Raw genomic sequence first — 22,218 nt, forward strand, 5'->3', positions numbered from 1 at the left:
AAGAGGATTAGTGTCAAGGCTGTTTTTCATATGAGTGGACGGAAATATCTGTTTTCTTTTACAATAGATAACAGATACTTTGCTGTATAGTCAGTAGCTGATATAAAAGTATCGGCTCTTAAATGGAAAAAAGATAGGTGGCGACGCAATGTTTAACACACAATTGATCGGTTATCTAGAATGGATCATTGCTATTTTAAATATTTGTTCTATCGGTATCTTAGTTGCTGGGATCGTTCTTGTTCTATTCAAACTCTTTGATTGGTCTCATGTCAAGAAAAACTATGCAGAACGTAATACTCGTAATGCAGATACAAGAAAACTGTTAGCAAGTTATATCTTGTTAAGCTTGGAAGTGCTAGTCGTTGCTGATATCATCGAGTCAGTTATCAAGCCGACTTGGACAGATATTTTGAAGCTTGCACTTATTATTATCATTCGAACAGTCATTTCTTATTTCTTGAATCAGGAAATAGAAGACAAAGAGAAACAAAGAAGAGGAGAGGTAGGATGACGACAGAGTTGATGCAGTTTCTTCTTCCATATTTTGAAAAACTTGTACTGGGACTTGATATTTTTGCTATCTGTTTATTGATTTGGGGAGTTTGTCTGTCGATTAAGGATTTCTTGAAATACTTATTTGTCCATACAGAAGCGAAAAACGACCGAGTCAGTGAGAACAATGCTATTAAAAAGATGTTGGGAGGTTATATACTCCTAAGTTTAGAAATTCTTGTTTCGGCTGGGATCATCGAATCGATTATCAAACCTACTTTGCAGGATATTTTCCAGCTAGCTGCATTGGTAGTTATCCGAACGATCATTTCTTATTTTTTAAATAAAGAAATCGGACCAGTAGACGTCCCAAATAAGTGAGGTTGTGAGCCCACCGTTTATCGAGAGGTTGTTAAGAAGTGGGCAGATTCAAGGAATAAGAAGAAATTTACGGAAATTTCGGCTTATTTCCGAAGAAGTTGCTTCTGGAATATTGTTTACTCAGAATAAGAGGCTGTGACATGATGTTTGTCACAGCCTCTTATTTATTTTGCACAGCTGAAACGATTGCTCGTTCGATCGTATTGATTGAAATAGGAATAATATTCTCATATTGGACTGCATCCGGTGTATATAGTGTACGTTCACATAACACTCGGTTCGAGGGTTGCTGTGCATACTTCTTTATATCAGATATACTTGCATAGATTGTTGGTGCAACTTGAAAATCGAAAGTAGTTACAGCTTCCAAGGCTTCCCGATAAATCAGATAATGAACATCCGAATTTGTGACGATATAGATAGTCAGACGCTCTTTTGTCAGACGGAGAATTCCACTCAATTCGATGACAAAAGCTCGCATGCAATTAGGATTAAACCGTAGATCATAAGGGAGCCGTTTGGCCCAACTGGAAACAAGAGTTTGGACTTCTTTATACAAATTTGCCTGTTCCTCATTTAGAAGATAAAATTTTTCCGGCATGAATAATTGATAGTTATCCCAAGCCGAACGCATCAGATGAATCAGCGCACGTTCAAATGGCTGATTCCCGAATAATTCTTGATGGAAATGAGTTTCAAAGGTAGCAACTAGTTCTTTTATTTCGGGAGTATTGTCAATAAACACTTGGTGTAGCTGTTGAAAATCTTCCGCAATCAACTGATAAGAATGGAAACCATAATTACAAAGATTGAACAGTGTCAAAATAAAGACAAATTCTTCTTTTTTATAATAGGTTTGGAAATCAGTGGTTTCCCATGCTGACTCGACATAATTGTAAATAGGACGTTTTTTGATTTCTTCGATAAATGTTGGATCTATTGTCACAGTACACAATTGCTGGCGCAAAAAACTAATAGCAAAACCAATCGATAAGATTTCTTTATTTTCTTTATCATAAAATCTACCGCTATTCTCCGTTACAGATTCAATGAAACGATCCGCACGTTTAAAAAACGATTCAGGTAGCTCCCAGGACTTAAAGCTGCCTAAGCGATAAGCCACATTAAGAAGCAACAGACGTCTTTCCATTTCAGTGAATCGAGGGGAGTAGCGGTCGATTTCGATCCCACAATCATGAAAATAAGCCAATACTTGTTTTTTTAAGGAGTAAGCTTTGCTGACAGAGATGAATTCACACTCAGTTAATTGGAGATAATCAGGTTCATCTTCTTCCAAATAAAGCAGGCAAGTCTTTAAAAACAACGAATTTTGAGTTAATTGCTGCATGATCTTACATCGAGGTATATGTTCTGAAAAATATAAAGTGTAACAATCCTTTTCCCGATGCGTATAAACAATTTGTTCTTCAAATTCTTTTTTTATGTTATTGATATCATTGAGTAAAGTGGTTTTGCAAACATGTAGAAGATTGGAGAGCTTTTCTAGATTGACTTCTTTATTTACATAGAATTGCCCACATAAAAACAGCTGTCTCAAAATATTCTTCTCAATATATTCTTCAATCATAGTAAAGCCTCCATTTTGTAATTTTTTGCACAATATGGAAAATATTATGACATGTTTTCTTTTTGAAATCATCAGTTAATTTCTGAAAAAGCCTATAAATTCCGTTAATAAAAGATTTTTATGTTATAAAAATTGAAAAATAAATATTTTCAGTAGAAAATAGATTGTGAATTTCTAACAAGGGAAAGGAATGCAAATACAGTTGATGAATGAATGATGGTCATTTAAGTTATTTGTTCGTTTTTTTTAGACTATCCATTTTAGAAGTCTGATTTATTAAAAAATTGTTCGTTTTTCTACGTGAAATTATCAGAAAAATCCGACTTTATTTATTTTTGTTTGAAATATTCTACGTGAATCTGATGTTATAAAAAAAATTTTCTCATTTTTGGCGCTATAGTGAAGAGGTGTTACAGATAAGCACATGTATCTGCGAGACATTGACCAACGAAATATGGAGGGAAGAAACATAATGGAAAATAGACAACTGGTTATTCTGGAAAATTAGCTGTATTCCCCCTGTTTTCCATCTATTTTTCCCACGAGATAAGTGCCGTTATCCTATAAGAGGCAACAAGCGCCAATCTAATATTTATGTTTTTTGCTTGGCAAAACGAATTATTTCAGACTTCTCTGAAATAATCGATACGCCTGAAAAATCTCCCTACGTATAATAAAAGTATCAATTAAGTAGGAGGGGATAGGATGAACTGGTACAAATTGACGGTAGAAGATACATTAAAAAACTATCAAACATCAACAGAAGGCTTGTCGCAAGAAGAACGGCAGAAACGCCTGACTGATCAAGGATATAATGAGATAGAAGCAAGACAGCAGACAAAACGATGGAAAAAAATAGCAAAACACTTTACTGATCTGCTGATGATCGTGTTGATCATTGCCTCTTTTTTGAAATTTGCTTCGAGCGAATACATCGAAGGAAGTATTATTTTATTCGTAGTGATCGTCAACGGATTCGTTAGTTATTGGCAAGAAAGAAAAGCAGAAGAATCGTTGAATGGTTTGAAGCAGCTGATGGGACAAGAAGCGATAGTACTATCGAACGGGATGCAAGAAAAAATCCCTGCGAAAGAACTAGTAAAAGGAGATGCCATTGTCTTACGTGCCGGAGACGTCGTTCCAGCAGATGTTCGGTTGATCGAAGTACATGATCTACTAGTAGAAGAATCGATTTTGACGGGAGAATCAGAAGCATCTGAAAAAAATCATTCCGTTTTGGCAGCAGAAGAATCAATCGGTGACCAAAAAAATATGGCTTTTTCAGGAACGCTTGTACAATCTGGTTCTGCAGTCGGTGTCGTTGTAGAAACAGGAAACACGACAGAAATCGGTAAAATCAATCAAGCACTGCAATCGGTCGAACAACAAACGACGCCTCTGATCAAGAAGATCAACCGATTGAACAAACAAATTTTTCAAGGCATACTTTGTTTGATCTTGTTCTTAGTTGTTTTTACAACATTCCGCTATGGCATGGATTGGCATATCCTTCTTTCAGCTATGATCGCTTTGGTGGTGTCAATGGTACCCGAAGGATTGCCAGCTGTGTTGACCATGATCCTATCTGTCGGAGTACATGAAATGGCAAAAGAAAAGGCGATCATCAAAGGACTGCCTTCTGTAGAAACATTAGGTTCTATGACAGTGATCTGTTCAGATAAGACAGGGACATTGACAAAAAATGAAATGACAGTTGTGGATGTAGCAACAAAAGAAGAAACTCGCGTACTGTCTATTATGAAAAATTGTCAGGAATTAAAGACGAAAGAAGAACAGAAAACAGAAAATTTAAGTGGCAATCCGACAGAACTTGCACTGATTCGACACACCGAAACAGCCAATCTGCCTTTGAAAAAAATAGAAGCAAAGATTCCGTTCAGCTCTGAATACAAATATATGGCAACGATGCATACGGAGGAAAAAGGAGCGGTGATTTACGTCAAAGGTGCGCCAGAAGTATTATTGGCTAAATCAACTCTTTCTTCTTCAGAACAAGAAGCATGGGGTCAAACAGCCACAGCGTTTGCGAAAAAAGGTCAGCGTGTTTTAGGATTTGCTTACAAAAAAGTAGATTCGAAACAGGAACTCACGCATGAGTCTTTAACCCAATTAACTTTTGCAGGGATTGCCGGGTTGATCGATCCGCCAAAAGAAAGTGCAGTCAAAGCTGTAAAGGAATGCCAACAAGCAGGAATCTCAGTGAAAATGATTACGGGGGATCACAAAGATACAGCAAAAGCGATTGCGGAACAAATTGGCTTAAAACATACTGCTAAAGTTTTAGAAGGGATCGATTTGGATCTTATGTCTGAAGGAGAGTTGATACGACAAGTACCAAAAGTCGATGTCTTTGCTCGAACGACACCAGAACACAAACTGCGAATCGTGAAAGCTTTGCAGAAAAATGGAGAAATCGTCGGAATGACCGGAGACGGCGTAAATGATGCACCTGCTTTGAAAAGAGCCGATATAGGAATCGCGATGGGAATCAAAGGTAGTGAAGTAAGCAAACAGGCAGCTGATATGGTTTTAGGAGATGATAATTTCCATACGATCGCAAAGGCCGTAAAAGAAGGTCGGCGCATTTTGGATAACTTGCAAAAGACCATCAATTTCTTCTTACCAACTGCGTTAGCTCAAGGATTGATCTTGATTTGGGCGCTGATACTGAATCGGCCGCTACCTTTGTCCCCAGTACAGATTTTATGGGTCAATATGGTAACGACAATCACTTTATCTTATGCATTAGGGTTCGAGTCGCCAGATCCAGAAATCATGAAGCGTCCACCAAGAGACCCAAAGCAAGGAATCCTATCAGGTTATCATTTGTTTCGGATCATCTATGTCGCACTACTGATCATGGTTCCTGCCTATTTATTGGCTATGCAATTTGAAGGGCAAAGCTTACAGCAAACCATTCTTCTGCAAAATATCGTCTTAGCTCAAGCTGTTTACATGATCAATTGCAGAGAGTTGTCCAAGCCGTCATTGAACCAAGGTCTTTTGCAAAACAAATCGCTTTTTCTTTCATTGGGTATCCTTGCTTTATTGCAGGGGATGGTTATTTTTCTGCCAATCGGCCAGCAGCTGATCGGTACAGTAAGTTTAACGATGACACAACAGTTATTGATTGGGGCAAATGTGATTCTTCTATTCTTAGTTGTAGAAATAGAAAAAGGGATCATGAATAAACTGTTTCGCAAAAAAGAAAAAACAGCTAGAGAATTCAGTCGCTAGCCGTTACTATAAAAAAGTTTTGAAAGTGAGTTCAGTCAAACGATTGAGCTCATTTTTCGTTGGAATAGAAGAAATGTATACAATAGGGATATCTAGAGAATCCAGCGGGAAATTGGAAATCAAGATATCTGTTTTTTCAAAAGAAATAGTGGAAAGATCGGTTAGTTCGATAGGTAAGAAGCAGACACGTTTTCCTAAGTAATCTTTTAATTCCTGCTGCAAGAACGCCTTCCAGGAAGGTTCTCCTTGGAAAATAAAATAGACATTGAACAAATTCGGTTTGATAGAAAAAATCGTTTGTTGGATCAGTAAAGATAAGAGTTGAAGGAAGAAATTCGGTTCATTGATTTCCATTTCTTTTTTTAGATCGTTCAGTAAATTCTCTTTCTGCTGATACAAGTGTGCATATTGCTGATCATATGTTTCTAAAAAACGATGGTATTGACGGTCCAATGCTTCAATCAATATCGGCGATTCATGATATTTTAATACGAGGAGAGCCAAGTTATCAGTCAGAGATGTTTTTTTTAGTTGATCAAGAGACAACTCTGAAGCTAGTTCCTCTACAAACGTTTGGAGGACCTCTAAAAACGGAGAATGATGCAGGCAGCGAGCGGTTTCTTGTCCATAGTTATTGTTGTAATTCCAACTTTCCAGAAAGCAGAAAGAAGCAAAAGAAAGCTCAGTGTCTTTAAGATAAATACCTTCCGTTAAATACAATTTTTTCAATGCAGAGTCATACAGGGAGGAGAGTGTGCTGTTGATATAGATAGAAGAATCTAATCGGCAATTCGCTTTTATACGGATCGTATTGATAAAGAACCAACATGTTCCGAAAATCTCTTCTGTTTCAACAGCTAGTTCAGTTTGACTGAGGTTTCTTAAAAATTGAAAATAATGGGATTCATGGATCGAATAATCCTCGAAAAAATAGTTGTTATGAGTGAAAGGAATCAGCAATCGATGATAGAAAGTACGAATCGCACGCTCTTTTCCAAGAATACAAGCTGTATATTTCGTCAAATCGATCTGCAAGTCGTAACTTGCTAAACGCTGATTGATTTTAGTCACATGTCTTTTCAATGTTCCATAAGAAAGCCCATGGTCGGCTAGAAAATCAGGGACAGCAACTTTTTTTGTAAAAAGCAGATTTTTCAGCAGTTCGACACTGACTGATTGTTTGAAAAAAATCTCCCAAAGGTCATTTGTTAATAAATTTTGCTGGTTTTGCAAACTGATCCCTGCTTGATCGCTGAGGATGTCCCAGCCTTCGGGCAGCTGAGAGCGAATAGATTGAAGGTCAGAAAAAATCGTTCGTTCGGTTGTCCCTATGATTTCAGCTAATTCATTTACGGTTATCTTTGTATGATTCAGCAATTGTTCGACTAAAGAAACATGACGTCGAATATCTTTTTCGGTAATGATTTTTTTCATTAGTGAATACATAAATCAGACTCCCTTCTATTCTAAGAATACGGAGAAAATAAACGGTGGTCAAGTTTCATCTGATTTTTCAACCAGTATTCATTTTCCTATTCTTACGTGGTATCTTTGAATAAAGAGAATCAATAAGAAAGAGATGGAAGCAGATGCTAACGAAAAAAGAACTAATCGATTACATCGATGAAACATACAATGTGTCTCCAGAATATATTTTTAAAAAATTCCCTGATTATTGCGTATTCAGACATCAAAAAAGCAAAAAATGGTTTGGGGTACTGATGTCTGTTCCAGAAGAAAAAATCTATGATGATGCAAGTGACCATAGAATCATCGACATCCTTGATTTGAAGGTAGATCCTGAACTTGGCGGAATTTTGCGAGGAAAAGAGGGGTATTTTCCAGCCTATCACATGAATAAAGAACATTGGATCTCTATTGATCTACGTAAAATAGAAAAGCTAGATGAACTAGCAGATTTGATTGATGGAAGTTTCAAATCAACGCAATGAATGTCTAGGAAAAATAGAGAAGAGGTTGTAACAGAAATGTTTAGCTTCAAGAAATAAGAAGGAATTTACGAAAATTGCTTCTCAAATTTTTGGGAAATTTGGGCTTATTTCTGAAGAAGTTACTTCTTGAACACCGTTTATTCGAAAAAAGAGCTGCGACAAGAATTTTGTCCCAGCTCTTTTTTTTATTTTCCTAAATAAAATTCCCGCATCGTTTTTGCAATCATTTTGATCAAAGGATGATCTTCTGTGAAGCTAGAAGATAAATAAATTGTTCGTGTCAAGGGCAAATCTTTGATTTCCCGCAAGACGAAAGGATCATTTTTATCGTAAGACCAAGAAACTTTTGGGAAAAAGCTAACAGCTAATCCTTGCTTGACAATAGAACGTAATGTCGCAGGATCATCTGTCGTCGAACTGATCGTCAATTCGATACTTTTCGCTTCAAGTGCTGCATCCAGTGTATGACGGAAGGCATTGCTCTTTGACAGCATCAAGATGGGGGTGCGTTGGATATCTTCTAATTGCAGATATTCTTTTTTCGCAAGAGGATGTTTCTTAGGAATGGCTACATAAACAGGTTCTTTCATGATAGGAATATTGGTCATGCCAGGCTTCATCTCCGAAGTGATGTACAGTACAGGGTCGGTAATATCATCTGGTAAATGATGTTGCATGATCGTTAATTGGATATCAGGATGCTTTTCCATAAAAATTCGGACTAAGTTCGGAATAGAAACAGAGGCTACTTCTAAATACAAAATGACGGAAGTAACAATCTTCTCATTGACCGAAGACAATAATTTGATTCCTTCTTCTAATGTGTCTAATGTCTTGACTGCATATGGATAGAATTCTTCTGCATAAACAGTTGTCTCAATGTTTCTGCCGCTATGGTAAAACAAAGGGACACCTAATTCGTTTTCCAAATGTTTGATCGCACGGCTCAAGGCAGGTTGAGAAATAAATAATTCTTTGGCTGCTTGGGTAACATTTTTTGTTTCGAACACTTTTTTAAAATACTGTAGATGAAGCAATTTCATAATTATCCATCCCATCCATACCTTTTTGTTATGGTTTTTTCTTTTTTTGGCATTTTTTATTATAGCAGAAATTGACTAAGATAGCAGTGGAAAAAGTAAGTGCTAAGGAGGCGAGGCTCATGAGTACAGGTTTCTTATTTCCTGGGCAAGGCAGTCAGAAGTTAGGGATGTTAGCAGATATCCCTGAAATGTACATGGAACGTTTAGAAAATGTGACGGGGTATCGGTTAGTTGATAAAGAAGAAAACTATCAAGATACGGTTTTTATCCAGCTAGCATTACTGACAAAAGCAGTATTTTATTTAGATGAAATGGAAAAAAACGGTATTCAGCCTGATATTGCAGCAGGACATTCGATCGGTGCTTTTTGTGCAGCTGTTGCTTGTCGATCTTTGACATTTGAGAATGCAGCGGAACTAGTCTATCACCGCGCAGTCTTAATGAAAGAAGCTTATCCAAGCGGTTATGCAATGGGCGTAGTAGTAGGTGTGACGAGAAGCGAAGCAGAGGAAATTGTAGCAAAAACGTTTGATCCTGACCACCCAGTCTATCTGTCAAATGAAAATTGTCCGATGCAACATACGTTATCTGGGAGTATCGAAGGTTTATCCGTTACGTTGGCAGAAGCCAAACGGCACCAAGCGCAAACAGCGAAGCTGCTGAAAGTTCCTGTGCCATCTCACTGTCTCTTGATGAATGATACGGTCAAGAAATTCAAGCCGTATATGCAGTCTGTCCATCTATCTGATGCTAGATGTTTGTATATAAAAAATACGGATGGAAGAGCCACTCAGGACGCAGAAGAGATTCGTAAAGACTTGTTGGAAAACCTAGCTTTCCCTGTGCAATGGAACCAAATGATGGACTTGGCAAAAGAATTAGGAATGGATCTGACGATTGAATTTCCCCCCGGCAATACTTTGACAAAGCTGATTCATACAAAATTTGGTGTAGATAAAGGGATCCGTACGATCAATCTAGACCAACATGGTATTGATGACGCCACGTTTCTATATCAAAAATGGAGATGACTAATTATGGAAAAACCAAACCGCAACTGGGCTTCTAAACGCGAAAAAAAAGCGCAGCGATTGGAAAAAATCAGCAACTTGCTCAATGGCAAGTATGTAGAAACTGAAAAAATCGTAGAAGTAATGGAAAAACTGATTGCTCCCGGCGACAAAGTTGTATTAGAAGGCGACAATCAAAAACAAGCAAGTTTTCTTTCAGAAAGTCTTGAAAAAGTAGATGCAGAAAAAGTGAATGATCTGCATTTGATCATGTCTAGTATCTCACGACCAGAACATTTGAATATTTTTGAAAAAGGAATCGCAAGCAAGATCGATTTCTCTTATGCTGGTGCACAAAGCTTGCGTGTCGCCCAAATGATTGAAGACGGCACAATGAAATTAGGAGATATCCATACTTATTTGGAACTTTATGGACGCTTATTCATCGATTTGATTCCAAATGTTGTTTTAGTAGCTGCAGATAAAGCAGATAAAGACGGCAACTTGTACACAGGTTTCAACACGGAAGAAACACCAACAATCGTCGAAGCTGCAGCTTTCAAAGATGGTATCGTGATCGTTCAAGTCAACGAAGTTGTCGATTCTTTACCACGTGTAGATATCCCTGGTGACTGGGTAGACGTTGTCGTGAAAGCAGATAAACCTTATCAATTAGAAGCTTTATTCACACGAGATCCTCAAAACATCACAGAATTGCAAATCCTAATGGCAATGATGGCAATCAAAGGAATCTACGCAGAACACGGCGTACAATCTTTGAATCACGGTATTGGGTTTAATACAGCAGCTATCGAATTGTTACTGCCAACTTATGGCGAATCACTAGGGTTGAAAGGGAAAATCGCGAAGAACTGGGTATTGAACCCACATCCAACGATGATTCCAGCCATCGAATCAGGTTGGGTTGAAAGCATCCATAGTTTTGGTGGCGAAGTTGGTATGGAAAAATATATTGCTGCTCGCCCCGATGTCTTTTTTGTCGGTAAAGACGGCACGATGCGCAGTAACCGAACATTATCACAAGCTGCAGGACAATATGCCATCGATATGTTTATCGGTTCAACCTTGCAATTAGATTACGAAGGAAACTCTTCTACCGTAACAAAAGGACGTTTATCTGGTTTTGGCGGTGCGCCTAACATGGGACATAATCCTGGCGGTCGTCGTCATTCTACACCAGCATGGCAATCACTTCGCGACAATGATGATCCATTAGGGAAAGGCCAAAAATTAGTTGTTCAAATGGTTGAAACATATGGTTCAAATAAAAAACCAGTCTTTGTCGAAGAATTAGATGCATTAGCTGTTCAAAAACAAGCAGGCTTAGCCAATGCTCCAGTGATGATCTATAGCGAAGATACTACACATATCGTGACAGAAGAAGGAATTGCTTATTTGTACAAAGCAAAAACAAAAGAAGAACGACAAGCAGCAATTGCAGCCATCGGCGGTGTCACACCTCTTGGGATGACAAGCACCAAAGAATCACTAGACCGTTTGCGTGCAGCCGGCATCGTGAAATTACCAGAAGATTTAGGCATCAAACGTAGTGAAGCGAAACGTTCATTATTAGCTGCACAAACCATCGATGATTTGATCGAATGGTCAGATGGCCTATATGAACCACCAATGAAATTCAGAACTTGGTCATAAAATTGGCGAGGAAAACCTTTTGTCGCCATTTACCCAGATGGAAGAAGAAAGACGAATAAGCAGAACGTGTATGCTCTGTTTTACAAAAAGGGGAGAGATCCATGGAACAATTAGCTTATAAATATCCAACGAAACAGCCGATCAATAAGAAAATCCATGTAGGAGTGGTCGGTTCAGGTGATTTGGAAATCTTGATGTTTCCAACAGAAAAAAAAGAATCTACTGTAAAAATCTGTACAGGAAGCGATGGCTTCGGCGAAGTATGGAACAACGTATTAACGAGATTTTTTGATCGTTATCCAATTTCAGCAGATATCGTGATCAATGACTTCGGTGCTACACCAGGAGTTGTGTACCTACGATTGACGCAAGCAATGGAGGAACTTTCAGATGAAAAATAGTTTTGTAGAATTAAACGCCAGAGAACGAGTGAACGCTCTACTTGACAATGGACGTGAATTGATTGGTCCATTCGATCAAATCATCGCGCCAAGTTTGCCAGCACAAGGAATCGTCCCTGAAAGTGATGACGGGATCGTTGTCAGCCGTGGCACGATCAATGGTAAACAAGCAGTAGTAATCGCTATGGAAGGAAAATTCCAAGGTGGCGGTATCGGTGAAGTTTCCGGTGCAAAAATCGTTGCTGCACTCGAACATGTATTAGAAGAAAACAAAAAAGGAAATGAAATTTTTCCAGTCATCGTACTAGATACAGGCGGTGTTCGTCTGCAAGAAGCGAACTACGGACTGTTATCTATTTCAGAAATCGGAAATGTAATCATTGCTCTAAAACAATATGTACCAGTCATCGGTTTGATTCCAGGACGTGTAGGATCATTTGGCGGTATGTCGATTACTTCAGCATTGATGAGTTATTTAATCGCAACAAAAAAAGCGAGAGTCGGTTTGAATGGACCAGAAGTTATTGAACAAGAAGCAGGTGTTCGAGAATTTGATTCTAGTGACAAAGACTTGATTTGGAATACATTAGGATCTCGTCAACGGGTAGAATCAAAAATCATTGATGAATTAGTGACTGATAGTGTAGAAGCAATCAAAGCTGCTGTCATCGCAGCAATGGACGAACGAAAAGACACGCATCGCAGTGAAAGCTCAGCATTTTATTTATCATTACTTGATTCTTTGGATCTTTCAAAACCAATGTCCATTGACGATTACAATGAAGCAATTGCTAACCATCAAGCAAAATCAATGGACTTACCAGAAGTATCAGAAGGAAATGAACCAGCTGCAGCAAGTGTTGGTTACGATTGGTTTGCGGCACTAACTGGCATGAAAAATCCAACTTCTTCTATTAGTACTGTGTATTATGGTAAATCAAGTAAATTCATAGAAGAAGCCATCGTGACATCAATCGTACCTGATCCTAAAAACCCGATGTACCGTGTACGAAACGGTGAAGTTGGTTTAGTTGAAGGTTTCCGCATGGGACAAATTTTGGATCACGTTTACGAAGAAGATAAAGATAAAAAAGTGAAACGGCCAATCGTCGTTGTGATCGATGTACCAAGCCAAGCATACGGCTATAACGAAGAATTAATTGGTATTCATGTGGCTTTGGCTAATAGTGCTGCTGCTTATGCAAAACTCCGTCAAGCTGGACATCCAGTTATTGGATTGATTGCAGGAAATGCTATTTCAGGTGCATTTTTAGCGCATGGATTACAATCAAGCCGCTTGATTGCTTTAAACAATAAAGAAATCACTGTCCAAGCGATGTCTAAAGAAAGTGCTGCACGTGTGACAAAACGTTCGGTTGCTGAAATCGAAGCAGCTGCTGAAAAAGTTCCAGCTATCGCTTACGATATCAATAATTATACAAAACTAGGAGCGATCTATCATTTCCTAGAAGATATCACCGACCAAGCTGCTTCAGAACAAAATGTCAACAAAGTCATCGAAGCAATCAATGAAGCCATTCAAGATGTCCGCAATACAAATGACACGATGCTGACAAATCGATACACGAACGAAACAGCCAAAACATTCGGACGTGTCGAAACAAATAAAGTCCGTGCTAAAATGGACGAAGAATGGGATGCATAAAAAATGATTCAAGCACATGATATTGTTCTTTTTGATAAACATGAAATAGAAAGGTTCCCCTTGCCTGAATGGGTCGTTCTAACTGAAAAGATGTTCGGAACAGTCCGTCGTGCGTCGACAGATCACGCCGAAATACTACCGATTGGATTACGTGGCCCTGCCCGCAATCAGAGATGGGCAACAGAAATCTCAAAACATGCTGTCAAACAAGTCATTCATCCGTGGGACATCATCGAACAAGAATCGTATAGACAAGAGAAAATCATGGATTATCCTGTTTATCAGCAATTTCATGCTGCTAGAAACATATTATCAGGATGCAAGTGGGGAATCGGCGGCAGCTTAGGATTTGAATTATCAACTGGGATTCCGGCAGTAAAAGAAACCAGTGATTTTGATTTGCTGCTGTACGCAGATTCACCGATTGAATTGCCAATTCAGGCAATTCAATCGCATCCTGCTTTTTTTGAGCAATTCGATACCCAAGTAGTGACTCGGCAAGGCGGTTTTTCACTAAAAGAGTATTTGAGAGAGCCAGAGAAAAAAATTCTATTGAAAACAGTCGAAGGACCTAAATTAACCAAAGAACTTTGGTAATAAAGAAAAAGAGAGAGAAAGAGATGTTTGAAAACAAAAAAATCAAAATCAACGTAAGTGACTTCCAGAAAGTATCAGCTGTAACGGCTGTTATGATGCAAACGATATTGAGCTTTGCTTTGGCAAACAGCCACAGCGCAACAAATACAGCTTTTCTTGGTACCTTTTACGTCATCGTTAAATACACAGCACCAATGTTTATTTTTGCAATTGTCTATAATATGGTAAAAACAAGTCAGCATTTGTCTTATTGGGAATTTTTGAAAGAAAAGTTTTTTGAACTAGTCGTTCCGTATCTTCTATGGACGACGGCTTATCTTTGGCTATTTCCAGCAGTCCAACAACAAACTCCGTATACGGATACTGCAAGCTTTTTACTGAAATATGTCACAGGTGATGGAGCGCCTCATTTATGGTATACCGTGATGATGCTGCAGATTCAATTGTTCATGCCGTTTTTTGTTTGGCTCGGTTACAAAGTATTTGCTAATAAAAAATATGTATGGCCAGTATTGATTGGTTCAACGATTTTATATGTTGCATGGTATCTGTTCTATCAAACACAAGTATTGACTGGTCCTTATCATGACAGCTGGTACTTGTTAGATCGGTTTGTTGCTAGTTTCATGATTTACGGGATTTATGGGGTAGCCGCATTTGTTTATCACGAAAAAGTCTATCAATATTTGGACAGAGTACGTTATCTTTTCTTACCTGTTGGCTTAGTTATCGCGTTCTTTTCTGTCCGTTCATTGCTCGCACATCCAGGAGACTTGAGCTTTGCGAATGCGCCTTACTTGAATACGATCCAAAGTTTGTACAGTTTAGTCATCATCTTTGCTGTCTTCATGGGCGCTTCAAAAATGATTGTAAACGATTCGCCAAAATTACCATTGTTTAAATGGTTGTCTGTTTATGCTTACCGTACGTATTTAGCCAATGTATTTGTTTTCCAAGTACTGTTGTTATTGTTTAAAGATAGTTGGCTGCAGTTACCTTCAGGAGTCATGATTCTTGTAGCTTATCTAATGACGGCAAGTTGTGCATTTGCTTTAAGCTGGTTGCTTCACATCATTTGGGTAGCCATCAAAAAAGGGTTCAACAAGTAATAGAAAGAAGGAGTGAGTGTCATGATAAATGACGAACGAAAAAAAGCAGTGACTCAGCAACTCGCTGCGTTGGTAGAGGAAGCATTGCTCGCAGAAGTAACATTAAGCCCAAAACCTGGATTAGTGGATGCACTGGATGCGGGTGCACATTCCGATATGGACTATGCTTTATTTCTTAAGTCTGCGAAGACGCTGACTCCTTTTTTTGAAGAAATGGCTCAAATAGCATGGCAACATGCTATCGATCAGGAGTTAAGAGAAAAGATTGCTGAGATTGGACGGAAAGCGGAAAAAGCAATGTTGATTGCTACAGATGGCATCAATACCCATAAAGGAGCGATTTGGGCAATGGGGCTATTGACCAGTGTGACTGCACAAAAAATCAGTATGGAACAGCCTTTTTCTTTAACGGAAATACTCGGTGATGTCAGCAAGCTTGCTGCTTTTCCTGATACAAAATATCGTCATAAAAAAACAACTCATGGGCATACGGTGAAGCAAAAATACGGCGTAAATGGTGCATATGAAGAAGCAGTGTTGGGTTATCCGCATATCAGGCTTGCAATCCAAGCTGCTAAGGAGCTAGATAATGATTCTGATGTACAGAAACAAATGCATATGTTGTTAGTTTTGATGAGTTCCTTAGATGACACCTGCGTATTGCATCGCAGTGATCAGAAAACGTTAGTGGAAATGCAAAAACTTGCTCATGCTGCTAGTCAAAGTGCTTTACCAAATCGTCCATTTATAGCACTGTTGCACTTTTGTCAGGAAAACCAAATCTCTCCTGGAGGAAGCGCAGATCTTTTGTCTGCCAGTTTGTTCATGCTGAAGATAGAGGAAATATGGACTGCCAACACATATGTCTGTCCGATGTCACTCAATGAGTAAATTAAGACAAAATTGCTAAAAAAACAGTTTATGCATCTGGTTATTGACTCTTCTTTTCGGCAAGGCTATGATAAAAATAGTTTTTTGTAATAAAAGATAACGAGGAAGACAATGAAAAAAATCAATTATTTAGCAATCATTTTGTTCGTGGGCCTATGTTTGTTTGCTCTGCCGACCCAAGGATTCGCTGTCGCGGGTGGTCATGGCGGCGGAACATCTAGCGGTCGAAGTTCGGGCAGAAGTTCATTTGGCGGTCGTTCATATGGGGGCAGTTATTTTGGCAGTCGTTCTTACGGCAGAGATTCTTATGGGTATTATGGTCCAAGTACAGGTACTTCTAGTTATGAGCAAACGGGATTTCTTGCATTAGCTGTTTTGTCAGTAGGAGGGGTTTCTGCATTTTCTATCGTCAAGAATAAAAGACAAAAGAAAAGGCTGAAAGCGGAGATATTGTCCCGCATGTCAGGAACGGTTAAAGAAAAGAAAGCACAGTTTCTGGAAATCCAAAAGATATTCATGAAGATCCAATCCGCTTGGGAAGAAGAAACTCCTGAAAAAGCCAGATGCTGTTATACAGACAAGCTGTTTGCCGAACATCAGAAAGTTCTGCAAAAAAACAAAGCAGACGGTGTAAGAAATCATACTAAAAAAGTAACTATTCAGGAAGTAGGAAATTATCGACAGATCCACGAGAATAGTTTTGCCATCCGAATTGATTTCAGATGCTGTGATTATTTAGTTGATCGAAAAGATGGACGATTGATCTCAGGAAGTATGACGCAACGACAGTATTTCTCTCAGATATGGTATTTTGATTTTTCTGAGAAAGAAAAAAGATGGCAGGCCGATTTTATTCAGCCGATTATGCTGGATTGACAAATAAATAAAACAGCTCACTAAAAAGTTGAGCTGTCAGACTGTAGACAAAGGTATCCCTTGCCTCTTTACGAAGAGTGTAGGTTGTTACTTTTGTCTATTTTTGTATAAAAATAGAAAACATTTGTCTCCATTTCCAAGCTGCTAATTTTTTAAAGTGCACCATTTCTCCATCTAGTTTACAAAGTGTGCTTTTGCGTTACTTAGTGTTGTGTAGTATACTTTTATTGAAGAGGTGATGATGATGCTTGTTACAAAATCTAGATTACAAGGAAGTTCTGTAGTGGTTACTTTACCTTCTGATAACGGAAAGAAACCTTCAGAAAACCAAGAATATATCGTTGTATATTCTGACGATGGGACAATTACGTTAGTTCCAAAAATTGAAGATCCATTTAGTGGTGGAGAAGAGGCCGAATATTATGAAAAAGACGAATGGGAAGATTTAACTCCTGAAGGGAGAGAAATGTTATAGTGTCAGAAGAAAGAATTTATATTCCTAAAAAAGGTGATATTGTGTGGATTGATTTTGATCCTTCGGTAGGAAAAGAAATTCAAAAAAGACGACTAGGACTAGTCGTCTCTCGTTATGAGTTTAATCGTAAAACAATGTTTTCGGTCATATGTCCGATTACTTCCACGATAAAGAATTTACCGACACGTTACTCATTACCAGAAGAGCTAGATATAAAAGGACAAGTACTTATTTCTCAAGTAAAATCACTTGATTTTAAGGAACGAAGACTCAAAAAAATAGAAAACCTGCCATTGCAAGACATGGCTAAAATTGATCAGATTATACAGTATATGTTTTAAGCGTTGTAACTAAACTCTACAATATTTTTATATGCTAAATTTAACAAAATTTTTTGACATTTAAAAAGAAAAGTGACAATAAAAAAATAGCATCTAAATAGCAATGCCCCCAAAATTTAACTCTTGGGGGGGACATTTCAAAAGGGATGAGAAAACAAACATTCTCGTCATATCTGACTAGTGAAAAAGATGGCAGGCCGATTTTATTCAGCCGATTATGCTGGATTGACAGGAAATATTTATGAAAGGAGCTGTGACAAAAATTTTGTCGCAGCTCCTTTTTCTGAATAAACGGTGTTCCAGAGATAGCCTATCGGCAATAAGGCACGATTTTGTAAAATATGGGAAGCTATTTTTCAAAATCGCTTCTTATCGCTCAAGGCTGAACATCTCTGTCACAACCTCTCCACTAAATGGTGTTCAAAAGCTTGCATCTGCGGTAATAAGCCCAACCAAACGAAAAATAGGAAGCACTATTTTTGTTTGGCTGTTCTTATTACTTGATGCAGGACAGCTTTTTCATGACCTCTTTTTTGTATAGATGGGCAAAATTTTTGTAATAATAGGCGTATGTCTTTTTCGTTGAGAAGTTGAAAAAGCATACGGCTTATTTTTTGTTTGCCATGCTTACTTTCTTTCCACTTCAAGTGGCAGAAATATCTACTTTTTATTATGTAAGCGGAACCATATACTTGAAATCAGAAGGAGATCATTTCTATGAAAACAAGAACAATTGAAATACTTCACAGAATCATGACAGCCCAATATCCAGTAAAAGCGGAACATCTAGCAGCTGAGTTCAATGTCAGTCAGCGGACGATCCGTCAGGAAGTTCTTGAAGCGAATATCTGGTTGAGCAGTAAAAAGCTTCCGGAAATCAGAACAATTCGCAACAAAGGTTTTTTGTTGAAACTGGAGAATGACAAGCAAGTTCGATTAGAAACTGAAATAAAAGATGTGAAAGACGGCTTTTTGAATCGGCGGGAACGTATTTTTGATTTAGTTTTAGCCATTGCTTACAGCCGAAACCCGATCCATCTAAACAAAAAAGAAGAAGAATTTCAAATCTCTAAAAGTACGCTAGATGAAGATATGAGACGATTACGAGCAACACTGGTCAGTTATGGAATCGAGATCGTCAGTTATGGAAAGCAGGGACTGGTTTATAAAGGTTCAGAACGATCTATCCGTACGATGATCTATGATTTTATCAATCAGAATCTGGGGATGACCGACTTCTTTATGAATCAAGATGCACAACTAACACCGGCTCAAAAAATCTTTTTTCATTATTTTCCTTTGGTGGAAATCAAAAAAATAGAGGAGATCTATTCCAATAAGTTGTTAAAACAAGAGGATGATATTTATAAAAAGCAAATTCTGCTTTTTACATTGATCTGGATCCAGCGAATCAGGAAACATGAATTCATCTCTGCCATTAATTGGAAAAATACAGAAATAAAAGACAGCAGCTTCTCTGCATTTATTGACTACATGATCACGGAATTTCAATTGGACAATGTCCCACAAGTAGAAAGAAATTATCTTCGTTTCACTATCGAGACGTTCAATGCTAGAGATATTTCCAATTCGATTGAGTGGGTACAAGCTCAACTACTAACGATCCAATTGATCCAATTTGTAGAGAACGAGACACACATACCTTTTCATCTAAAAGAAGAAGCTTTATTCGAAAATCTCTATAAACACATGGCTGCACTAATCATAAGAATCAAGCATGCTATTCAAGTCATGAATCCATTGAAAGAAAACATCCGAACAAATTATTTTCCAATCCACCGCGCAGTCACTCATTTTGTTCCTACGATCGAAGAAGTAATTGGCGGCAAGATACTGGAGGACGAGATAGCTTTTCTTGTCATCCACTTTTCGACGATTGCCAGTGTGATCAAGCGAGACCTGAATTATGTTTATCAATCAGTTGTTGTCTGTAATCACGGCATGGCTACCGGGAATCTGTTAGCAGAAAATCTGAAAGAAAAATTTCCTCAAATCGAGATTACTGCAGTTTTAAGTTCAAAAGAAATCGAATTAGTGGATAAACTGGATGTCGATCTGGTTTTCAGCACCTTTCAATTGAATTATCGAAATAAGCCGCTTTTAGTTGTCGATCCAATTTTGACTGAGACGAATATTTTAGTTATAGAAGACTTTTTGAAAAGAAATGAAGAACTGCAGCGGTTAAAACCTAACAGTCATGAATCGACGCAGTTATTCACTCAAATAATCGGTGTCATGGAAGAAAGTGGTGGCCGAGTGGACCGCATCATCTATGGCAAGTTGGAAAAATTATTTGAAATAAACAATCTAGAAATCAACAAAAGGGAGATCCAGCCTATGTTAAAAGATATTTTGACGGACAGCAATATCATGATCAAAGAAAAAGCCGCTACTTGGGAGGAATCAATTGAACTAGCTGCTAAACCATTGGTCAAAGAAAACATTGTTGAAGAACGCTATGTCGAAGCGATGATTCGTGCAGTGAATGAATACGGGCCATATATCGTGATTGGCAAACACATGGCGCTAGCCCATGCTCGACCAGAAGATGGGGTCAATAAGTTAGGAGTCAGCGTAGCTACGATTGAGCAACCAATCGATTTCGGTAATCCTGAAATGGATCCAGTAAAGATTATTTTTTGTTTAGCGGCAGTAGATTCCTACTCGCATCTGAACATCATGAAAGAACTGATCGAACTGATCAATAATGAAGAGAAGTTGGATCGATTGATCGAGTGCACAAATGTTGAAGATTTCAAACAACTGCTTTTTCAGTAGTTGAGAAATAATAAATGATACGGGGGAGAACAAAGATGAACAAATTGAACATTTTATTCGTATGCGGCGCAGGTTTAGGAAGCAGTTTTGCAGCACAGATGTCTGCTGAGGATGTTTTGAACAAATTAGGAGTAGAAGCCAAACTGGACCATTGTGATATTTCTTCTGCAGTGTCCATGAAACCAGATGTGATCATCACAGCAGAAAATTTTCGCTCGCAGTTCGAAAAATTCTCAGTCGATCCTAAAACAGCGATGATCTATTTGAAAAATATTGTCTCGAAAAATGAAATTGAAGAAAAAATCACCCCAGTTCTACAAGATAAGGGAGTTATCTAAATAAAAAAGAAAAGAGGATAAAAACATGGGCGTTATCAATTTTATCATCGAAAATATTTTGACTCAGGCATCGATCACCATTGCATTGATTGCTATGTTGGGTCTACTGCTGCAGAAGAAATCAGCAGGACAAGTCATTTCTGGCACGTTAAAGACACTCCTAGGATTCCAAGTGTTGAGTGCCGGTTCGAGTATCATTGTTGGAAGTTTAACTTATTTCGGGAAAATTTTTACTGAAGGATTCCATATGCAAGGAATCATCCCTTCTATTGAGTCTATCAATGGTCAAGCAATGAATGATTTAGGTTTAGGTAGAGATATTGCACTGACGTTCTTAGCCATTTTTGTATTCAATATTATTTTGGCTCGTTTCACAAAATGGAAGTACATTTTTCTAACTGGTCAAGCCATTTTATGGATGGCGACGATGACGACGGTCTTTGGTTATTTCGCCGGTCTGCGAGGGATCGTATTGATCTTAGTCGGTGGTTTTATCGGAGCTTGTTTCGCCATTGCTATGCCAGCAGTAGCGCAACCAATTATACGTAAGATTACAGGATCGAATGATATTGCTTTAGGGCATTTTTGTACGATTGGATACTTATTTGAAGCTGGCGTGGCTAAGCTTTTTGGTGAGAAAGGTGAAAATAAAAAATCGATTGAAGATATCAAATTGCCCACGCATTTCGAGTTTCTGCAAGATACTTATTTGTCTGTCATGGTCGTGATGGTCCCACTATATATCATCACTGTTTTGTTTGCAGGTGAACCATTCGCTTCTGAATTATCAGGAGATCAAAACTATATCATGTTTGCCTTTTTACAAGCCATCCAATTCGTAGTGGGTGTGTATGTATTGCTAGCTGGTGTACGTCTACTGTTAGGTGAAATCGTGCCGGCATTTCGAGGGATAGCAATGAAATTAGTTCCTGATGCGATTCCTGCCTTAGATTGCCCAGTTTTCTTTCCCTATAGCCCAAATGCTGTTATTTTAGGTTTCATTACGACAACAATCGGTACGATTATTGCCATGTTCACTTTGCCGATGTTCGGCTTAGCGATGATTTTACCAGGTATGCTAACGAATTTCTTTGCCGGAGGAACAGCGGGGATATTTGGTAACGCAGTTGGCGGACGTCGAGGAGCGATCATTGGCGGTATTGCTCATGGCTTCTTTATTACATTATTGCCTGCTTTGCTAGTAACGATCTTTAATTCGATGGGATTCATCAATGCTACAGCAACCGATGTAGATACAGTAGCCGCCGCACTCTTATATGCATGGATCTTAAGCCCAATTTTGAAAGCATTTTAATTGAAAGTA

At 38.3% G+C, this 22,218-nt stretch carries 20 protein-coding genes; 17 read left to right on the forward strand and 3 right to left on the reverse strand.

Translation table 11 applies throughout. The features are described from left to right. Positions 1 to 148 precede the first annotated feature (148 nt). Together IGJ53_RS01590 and IGJ53_RS01595 are read left to right on the forward strand one after the other, a co-directional pair. A complete protein-coding gene (locus IGJ53_RS01590) occupies positions 149 to 514 on the forward strand; it encodes a DUF1622 domain-containing protein (protein ID WP_259742032.1) in 366 nt (121 codons plus the stop codon). Then, positions 511 to 876, forward strand: coding sequence for a DUF1622 domain-containing protein (locus tag IGJ53_RS01595; protein WP_002292507.1), 366 nt, complete (start codon positions 511 to 513; stop codon positions 874 to 876). Before IGJ53_RS01590 ends, IGJ53_RS01595 begins: the two co-directional genes overlap by 4 nt. Before the next feature lie 160 nt (positions 877 to 1,036). On the opposite strand, the gene IGJ53_RS01600 is transcribed toward IGJ53_RS01595, so the two are convergent. Next, positions 1,037 to 2,464 (reverse strand): helix-turn-helix domain-containing protein, encoded by a 1,428-nt coding sequence (locus IGJ53_RS01600; RefSeq protein WP_259742031.1) that lies wholly within the window; start codon positions 2,462 to 2,464, stop codon positions 1,037 to 1,039. A 705-nt stretch (positions 2,465 to 3,169) separates the two neighbouring features. On the opposite strand from IGJ53_RS01600, the gene IGJ53_RS01605 reads away from it, so the two are divergent. Beyond that, positions 3,170 to 5,722 carry an HAD-IC family P-type ATPase gene (locus IGJ53_RS01605; RefSeq protein ID WP_259742030.1) on the forward strand — a complete coding sequence of 851 codons (2,553 nt, stop codon included), beginning with the start codon at positions 3,170 to 3,172 and terminating at the stop codon, positions 5,720 to 5,722. Between the two features lie 6 nt (positions 5,723 to 5,728). Here the strand turns inward: IGJ53_RS01605 and IGJ53_RS01610 are convergent, their stop codons facing one another. Continuing rightward, a complete protein-coding gene (locus IGJ53_RS01610) occupies positions 5,729 to 7,168 on the reverse strand; it encodes a helix-turn-helix domain-containing protein (RefSeq protein ID WP_259742029.1) in 1,440 nt (479 codons plus the stop codon). Between the two features lie 143 nt (positions 7,169 to 7,311). On the opposite strand from IGJ53_RS01610, the gene IGJ53_RS01615 reads away from it, so the two are divergent. After that, the gene (locus IGJ53_RS01615) at positions 7,312 to 7,674 is read left to right on the forward strand and encodes an MmcQ/YjbR family DNA-binding protein (RefSeq protein ID WP_259742028.1); all 363 of its coding nucleotides are present in this window, start codon (positions 7,312 to 7,314) and stop codon (positions 7,672 to 7,674) included. A gap of 185 nt (positions 7,675 to 7,859) precedes the next feature. Here the strand turns inward: IGJ53_RS01615 and IGJ53_RS01620 are convergent, their stop codons facing one another. After that, the gene (locus IGJ53_RS01620) at positions 7,860 to 8,717 is read right to left on the reverse strand and encodes a LysR family transcriptional regulator (protein ID WP_259742027.1); all 858 of its coding nucleotides are present in this window, start codon (positions 8,715 to 8,717) and stop codon (positions 7,860 to 7,862) included. Positions 8,718 to 8,836: 119 nt separating this feature from the next. On the opposite strand from IGJ53_RS01620, the gene IGJ53_RS01625 reads away from it, so the two are divergent. The 13 genes from IGJ53_RS01625 to IGJ53_RS01685 all read left to right on the forward strand — a co-directional run bounded on the left by IGJ53_RS01625 (position 8,837) and on the right by IGJ53_RS01685 (position 22,209). After that, positions 8,837 to 9,748 (forward strand): ACP S-malonyltransferase, encoded by a 912-nt coding sequence (locus IGJ53_RS01625; RefSeq protein WP_002292521.1) that lies wholly within the window; start codon positions 8,837 to 8,839, stop codon positions 9,746 to 9,748. A 6-nt stretch (positions 9,749 to 9,754) separates the two neighbouring features. Continuing rightward, the gene (gene mdcA, locus IGJ53_RS01630) at positions 9,755 to 11,401 is read left to right on the forward strand and encodes a malonate decarboxylase subunit alpha (RefSeq protein ID WP_002375084.1); all 1,647 of its coding nucleotides are present in this window, start codon (positions 9,755 to 9,757) and stop codon (positions 11,399 to 11,401) included. A gap of 101 nt (positions 11,402 to 11,502) precedes the next feature. Next, positions 11,503 to 11,802: a malonate decarboxylase subunit delta gene (locus tag IGJ53_RS01635; RefSeq protein WP_002292523.1), complete on the forward strand. Its 300-nt coding sequence runs from the start codon at positions 11,503 to 11,505 to the stop codon at positions 11,800 to 11,802. Then, positions 11,792 to 13,468: a biotin-independent malonate decarboxylase subunit beta gene (mdcD, locus tag IGJ53_RS01640; RefSeq protein WP_259742026.1), complete on the forward strand. Its 1,677-nt coding sequence runs from the start codon at positions 11,792 to 11,794 to the stop codon at positions 13,466 to 13,468. Before IGJ53_RS01635 ends, mdcD begins: the two co-directional genes overlap by 11 nt. 3 nt (positions 13,469 to 13,471) lie before the next feature. Continuing rightward, positions 13,472 to 14,065 carry a malonate decarboxylase holo-ACP synthase gene (locus IGJ53_RS01645; RefSeq protein ID WP_259742025.1) on the forward strand — a complete coding sequence of 198 codons (594 nt, stop codon included), beginning with the start codon at positions 13,472 to 13,474 and terminating at the stop codon, positions 14,063 to 14,065. Between the two features lie 23 nt (positions 14,066 to 14,088). Further along, complete coding sequence (locus IGJ53_RS01650; RefSeq protein WP_010731850.1) at positions 14,089 to 15,174, forward strand: acyltransferase family protein; 1,086 nt, start codon at positions 14,089 to 14,091, stop codon at positions 15,172 to 15,174. 21 nt (positions 15,175 to 15,195) lie between these two features. Further along, on the forward strand, positions 15,196 to 16,065 hold the full coding sequence (gene mdcB, locus IGJ53_RS01655; RefSeq protein ID WP_002375078.1) for a triphosphoribosyl-dephospho-CoA synthase MdcB: 870 nt from the start codon (positions 15,196 to 15,198) through the stop codon (positions 16,063 to 16,065). A 111-nt stretch (positions 16,066 to 16,176) separates the two neighbouring features. Beyond that, complete coding sequence (locus IGJ53_RS01660) at positions 16,177 to 16,941, forward strand: TIM44-like domain-containing protein (protein WP_438749393.1); 765 nt, start codon at positions 16,177 to 16,179, stop codon at positions 16,939 to 16,941. Positions 16,942 to 17,185: 244 nt separating this feature from the next. Continuing rightward, the gene (mazE, locus tag IGJ53_RS01665) at positions 17,186 to 17,416 is read left to right on the forward strand and encodes a type II toxin-antitoxin system PemI/MazE family antitoxin (RefSeq protein ID WP_042956876.1); all 231 of its coding nucleotides are present in this window, start codon (positions 17,186 to 17,188) and stop codon (positions 17,414 to 17,416) included. Beyond that, complete coding sequence (locus IGJ53_RS01670; RefSeq protein WP_259742023.1) at positions 17,416 to 17,757, forward strand: type II toxin-antitoxin system PemK/MazF family toxin; 342 nt, start codon at positions 17,416 to 17,418, stop codon at positions 17,755 to 17,757. The genes mazE and IGJ53_RS01670 overlap by 1 nt, the downstream gene beginning before the upstream one ends. Positions 17,758 to 18,474: 717 nt before the next feature. Beyond that, the gene (locus IGJ53_RS01675; protein ID WP_010731854.1) at positions 18,475 to 20,556 is read left to right on the forward strand and encodes a BglG family transcription antiterminator; all 2,082 of its coding nucleotides are present in this window, start codon (positions 18,475 to 18,477) and stop codon (positions 20,554 to 20,556) included. Between the two features lie 35 nt (positions 20,557 to 20,591). Further along, positions 20,592 to 20,894 (forward strand): PTS sugar transporter subunit IIB, encoded by a 303-nt coding sequence (locus IGJ53_RS01680; RefSeq protein WP_002292534.1) that lies wholly within the window; start codon positions 20,592 to 20,594, stop codon positions 20,892 to 20,894. A gap of 25 nt (positions 20,895 to 20,919) precedes the next feature. Further along, positions 20,920 to 22,209 carry a PTS sugar transporter subunit IIC gene (locus tag IGJ53_RS01685; protein ID WP_002341041.1) on the forward strand — a complete coding sequence of 430 codons (1,290 nt, stop codon included), beginning with the start codon at positions 20,920 to 20,922 and terminating at the stop codon, positions 22,207 to 22,209. Positions 22,210 to 22,218: the final 9 nt, after the last annotated feature.

This window comes from Enterococcus sp. DIV1283b (assembly GCF_051710965.1).
GTDB classification, from domain to species: domain Bacteria; phylum Bacillota; class Bacilli; order Lactobacillales; family Enterococcaceae; genus Enterococcus_B; species Enterococcus_B lactis.

Bases quoted from the DNA above. Each gene is read 5' to 3' on its own strand.
- IGJ53_RS01590 (WP_259742032.1), top strand. From the start codon at position 149: ATGTTTAACACACAATTGATCGGTTATCTAGAATGGATCATTGCTATT.
- IGJ53_RS01595 (WP_002292507.1), top strand. From the start codon at position 511: ATGACGACAGAGTTGATGCAGTTTCTTCTTCCATATTTTGAAAAACTT.
- IGJ53_RS01600 (WP_259742031.1), bottom strand. From the start codon at position 2,464: ATGATTGAAGAATATATTGAGAAGAATATTTTGAGACAGCTGTTTTTA.
- IGJ53_RS01605 (WP_259742030.1), top strand. From the start codon at position 3,170: ATGAACTGGTACAAATTGACGGTAGAAGATACATTAAAAAACTATCAA.
- IGJ53_RS01610 (WP_259742029.1), bottom strand. From the start codon at position 7,168: ATGTATTCACTAATGAAAAAAATCATTACCGAAAAAGATATTCGACGT.
- IGJ53_RS01615 (WP_259742028.1), top strand. From the start codon at position 7,312: ATGCTAACGAAAAAAGAACTAATCGATTACATCGATGAAACATACAAT.
- IGJ53_RS01620 (WP_259742027.1), bottom strand. From the start codon at position 8,717: ATGAAATTGCTTCATCTACAGTATTTTAAAAAAGTGTTCGAAACAAAA.
- IGJ53_RS01625 (WP_002292521.1), top strand. From the start codon at position 8,837: ATGAGTACAGGTTTCTTATTTCCTGGGCAAGGCAGTCAGAAGTTAGGG.
- mdcA (WP_002375084.1), top strand. From the start codon at position 9,755: ATGGAAAAACCAAACCGCAACTGGGCTTCTAAACGCGAAAAAAAAGCG.
- IGJ53_RS01635 (WP_002292523.1), top strand. From the start codon at position 11,503: ATGGAACAATTAGCTTATAAATATCCAACGAAACAGCCGATCAATAAG.
- mdcD (WP_259742026.1), top strand. From the start codon at position 11,792: ATGAAAAATAGTTTTGTAGAATTAAACGCCAGAGAACGAGTGAACGCT.
- IGJ53_RS01645 (WP_259742025.1), top strand. From the start codon at position 13,472: ATGATTCAAGCACATGATATTGTTCTTTTTGATAAACATGAAATAGAA.
- IGJ53_RS01650 (WP_010731850.1), top strand. From the start codon at position 14,089: ATGTTTGAAAACAAAAAAATCAAAATCAACGTAAGTGACTTCCAGAAA.
- mdcB (WP_002375078.1), top strand. From the start codon at position 15,196: ATGATAAATGACGAACGAAAAAAAGCAGTGACTCAGCAACTCGCTGCG.
- IGJ53_RS01660 (WP_438749393.1), top strand. From the start codon at position 16,177: ATGAAAAAAATCAATTATTTAGCAATCATTTTGTTCGTGGGCCTATGT.
- mazE (WP_042956876.1), top strand. From the start codon at position 17,186: ATGCTTGTTACAAAATCTAGATTACAAGGAAGTTCTGTAGTGGTTACT.
- IGJ53_RS01675 (WP_010731854.1), top strand. From the start codon at position 18,475: ATGAAAACAAGAACAATTGAAATACTTCACAGAATCATGACAGCCCAA.
- IGJ53_RS01680 (WP_002292534.1), top strand. From the start codon at position 20,592: ATGAACAAATTGAACATTTTATTCGTATGCGGCGCAGGTTTAGGAAGC.
- IGJ53_RS01685 (WP_002341041.1), top strand. From the start codon at position 20,920: ATGGGCGTTATCAATTTTATCATCGAAAATATTTTGACTCAGGCATCG.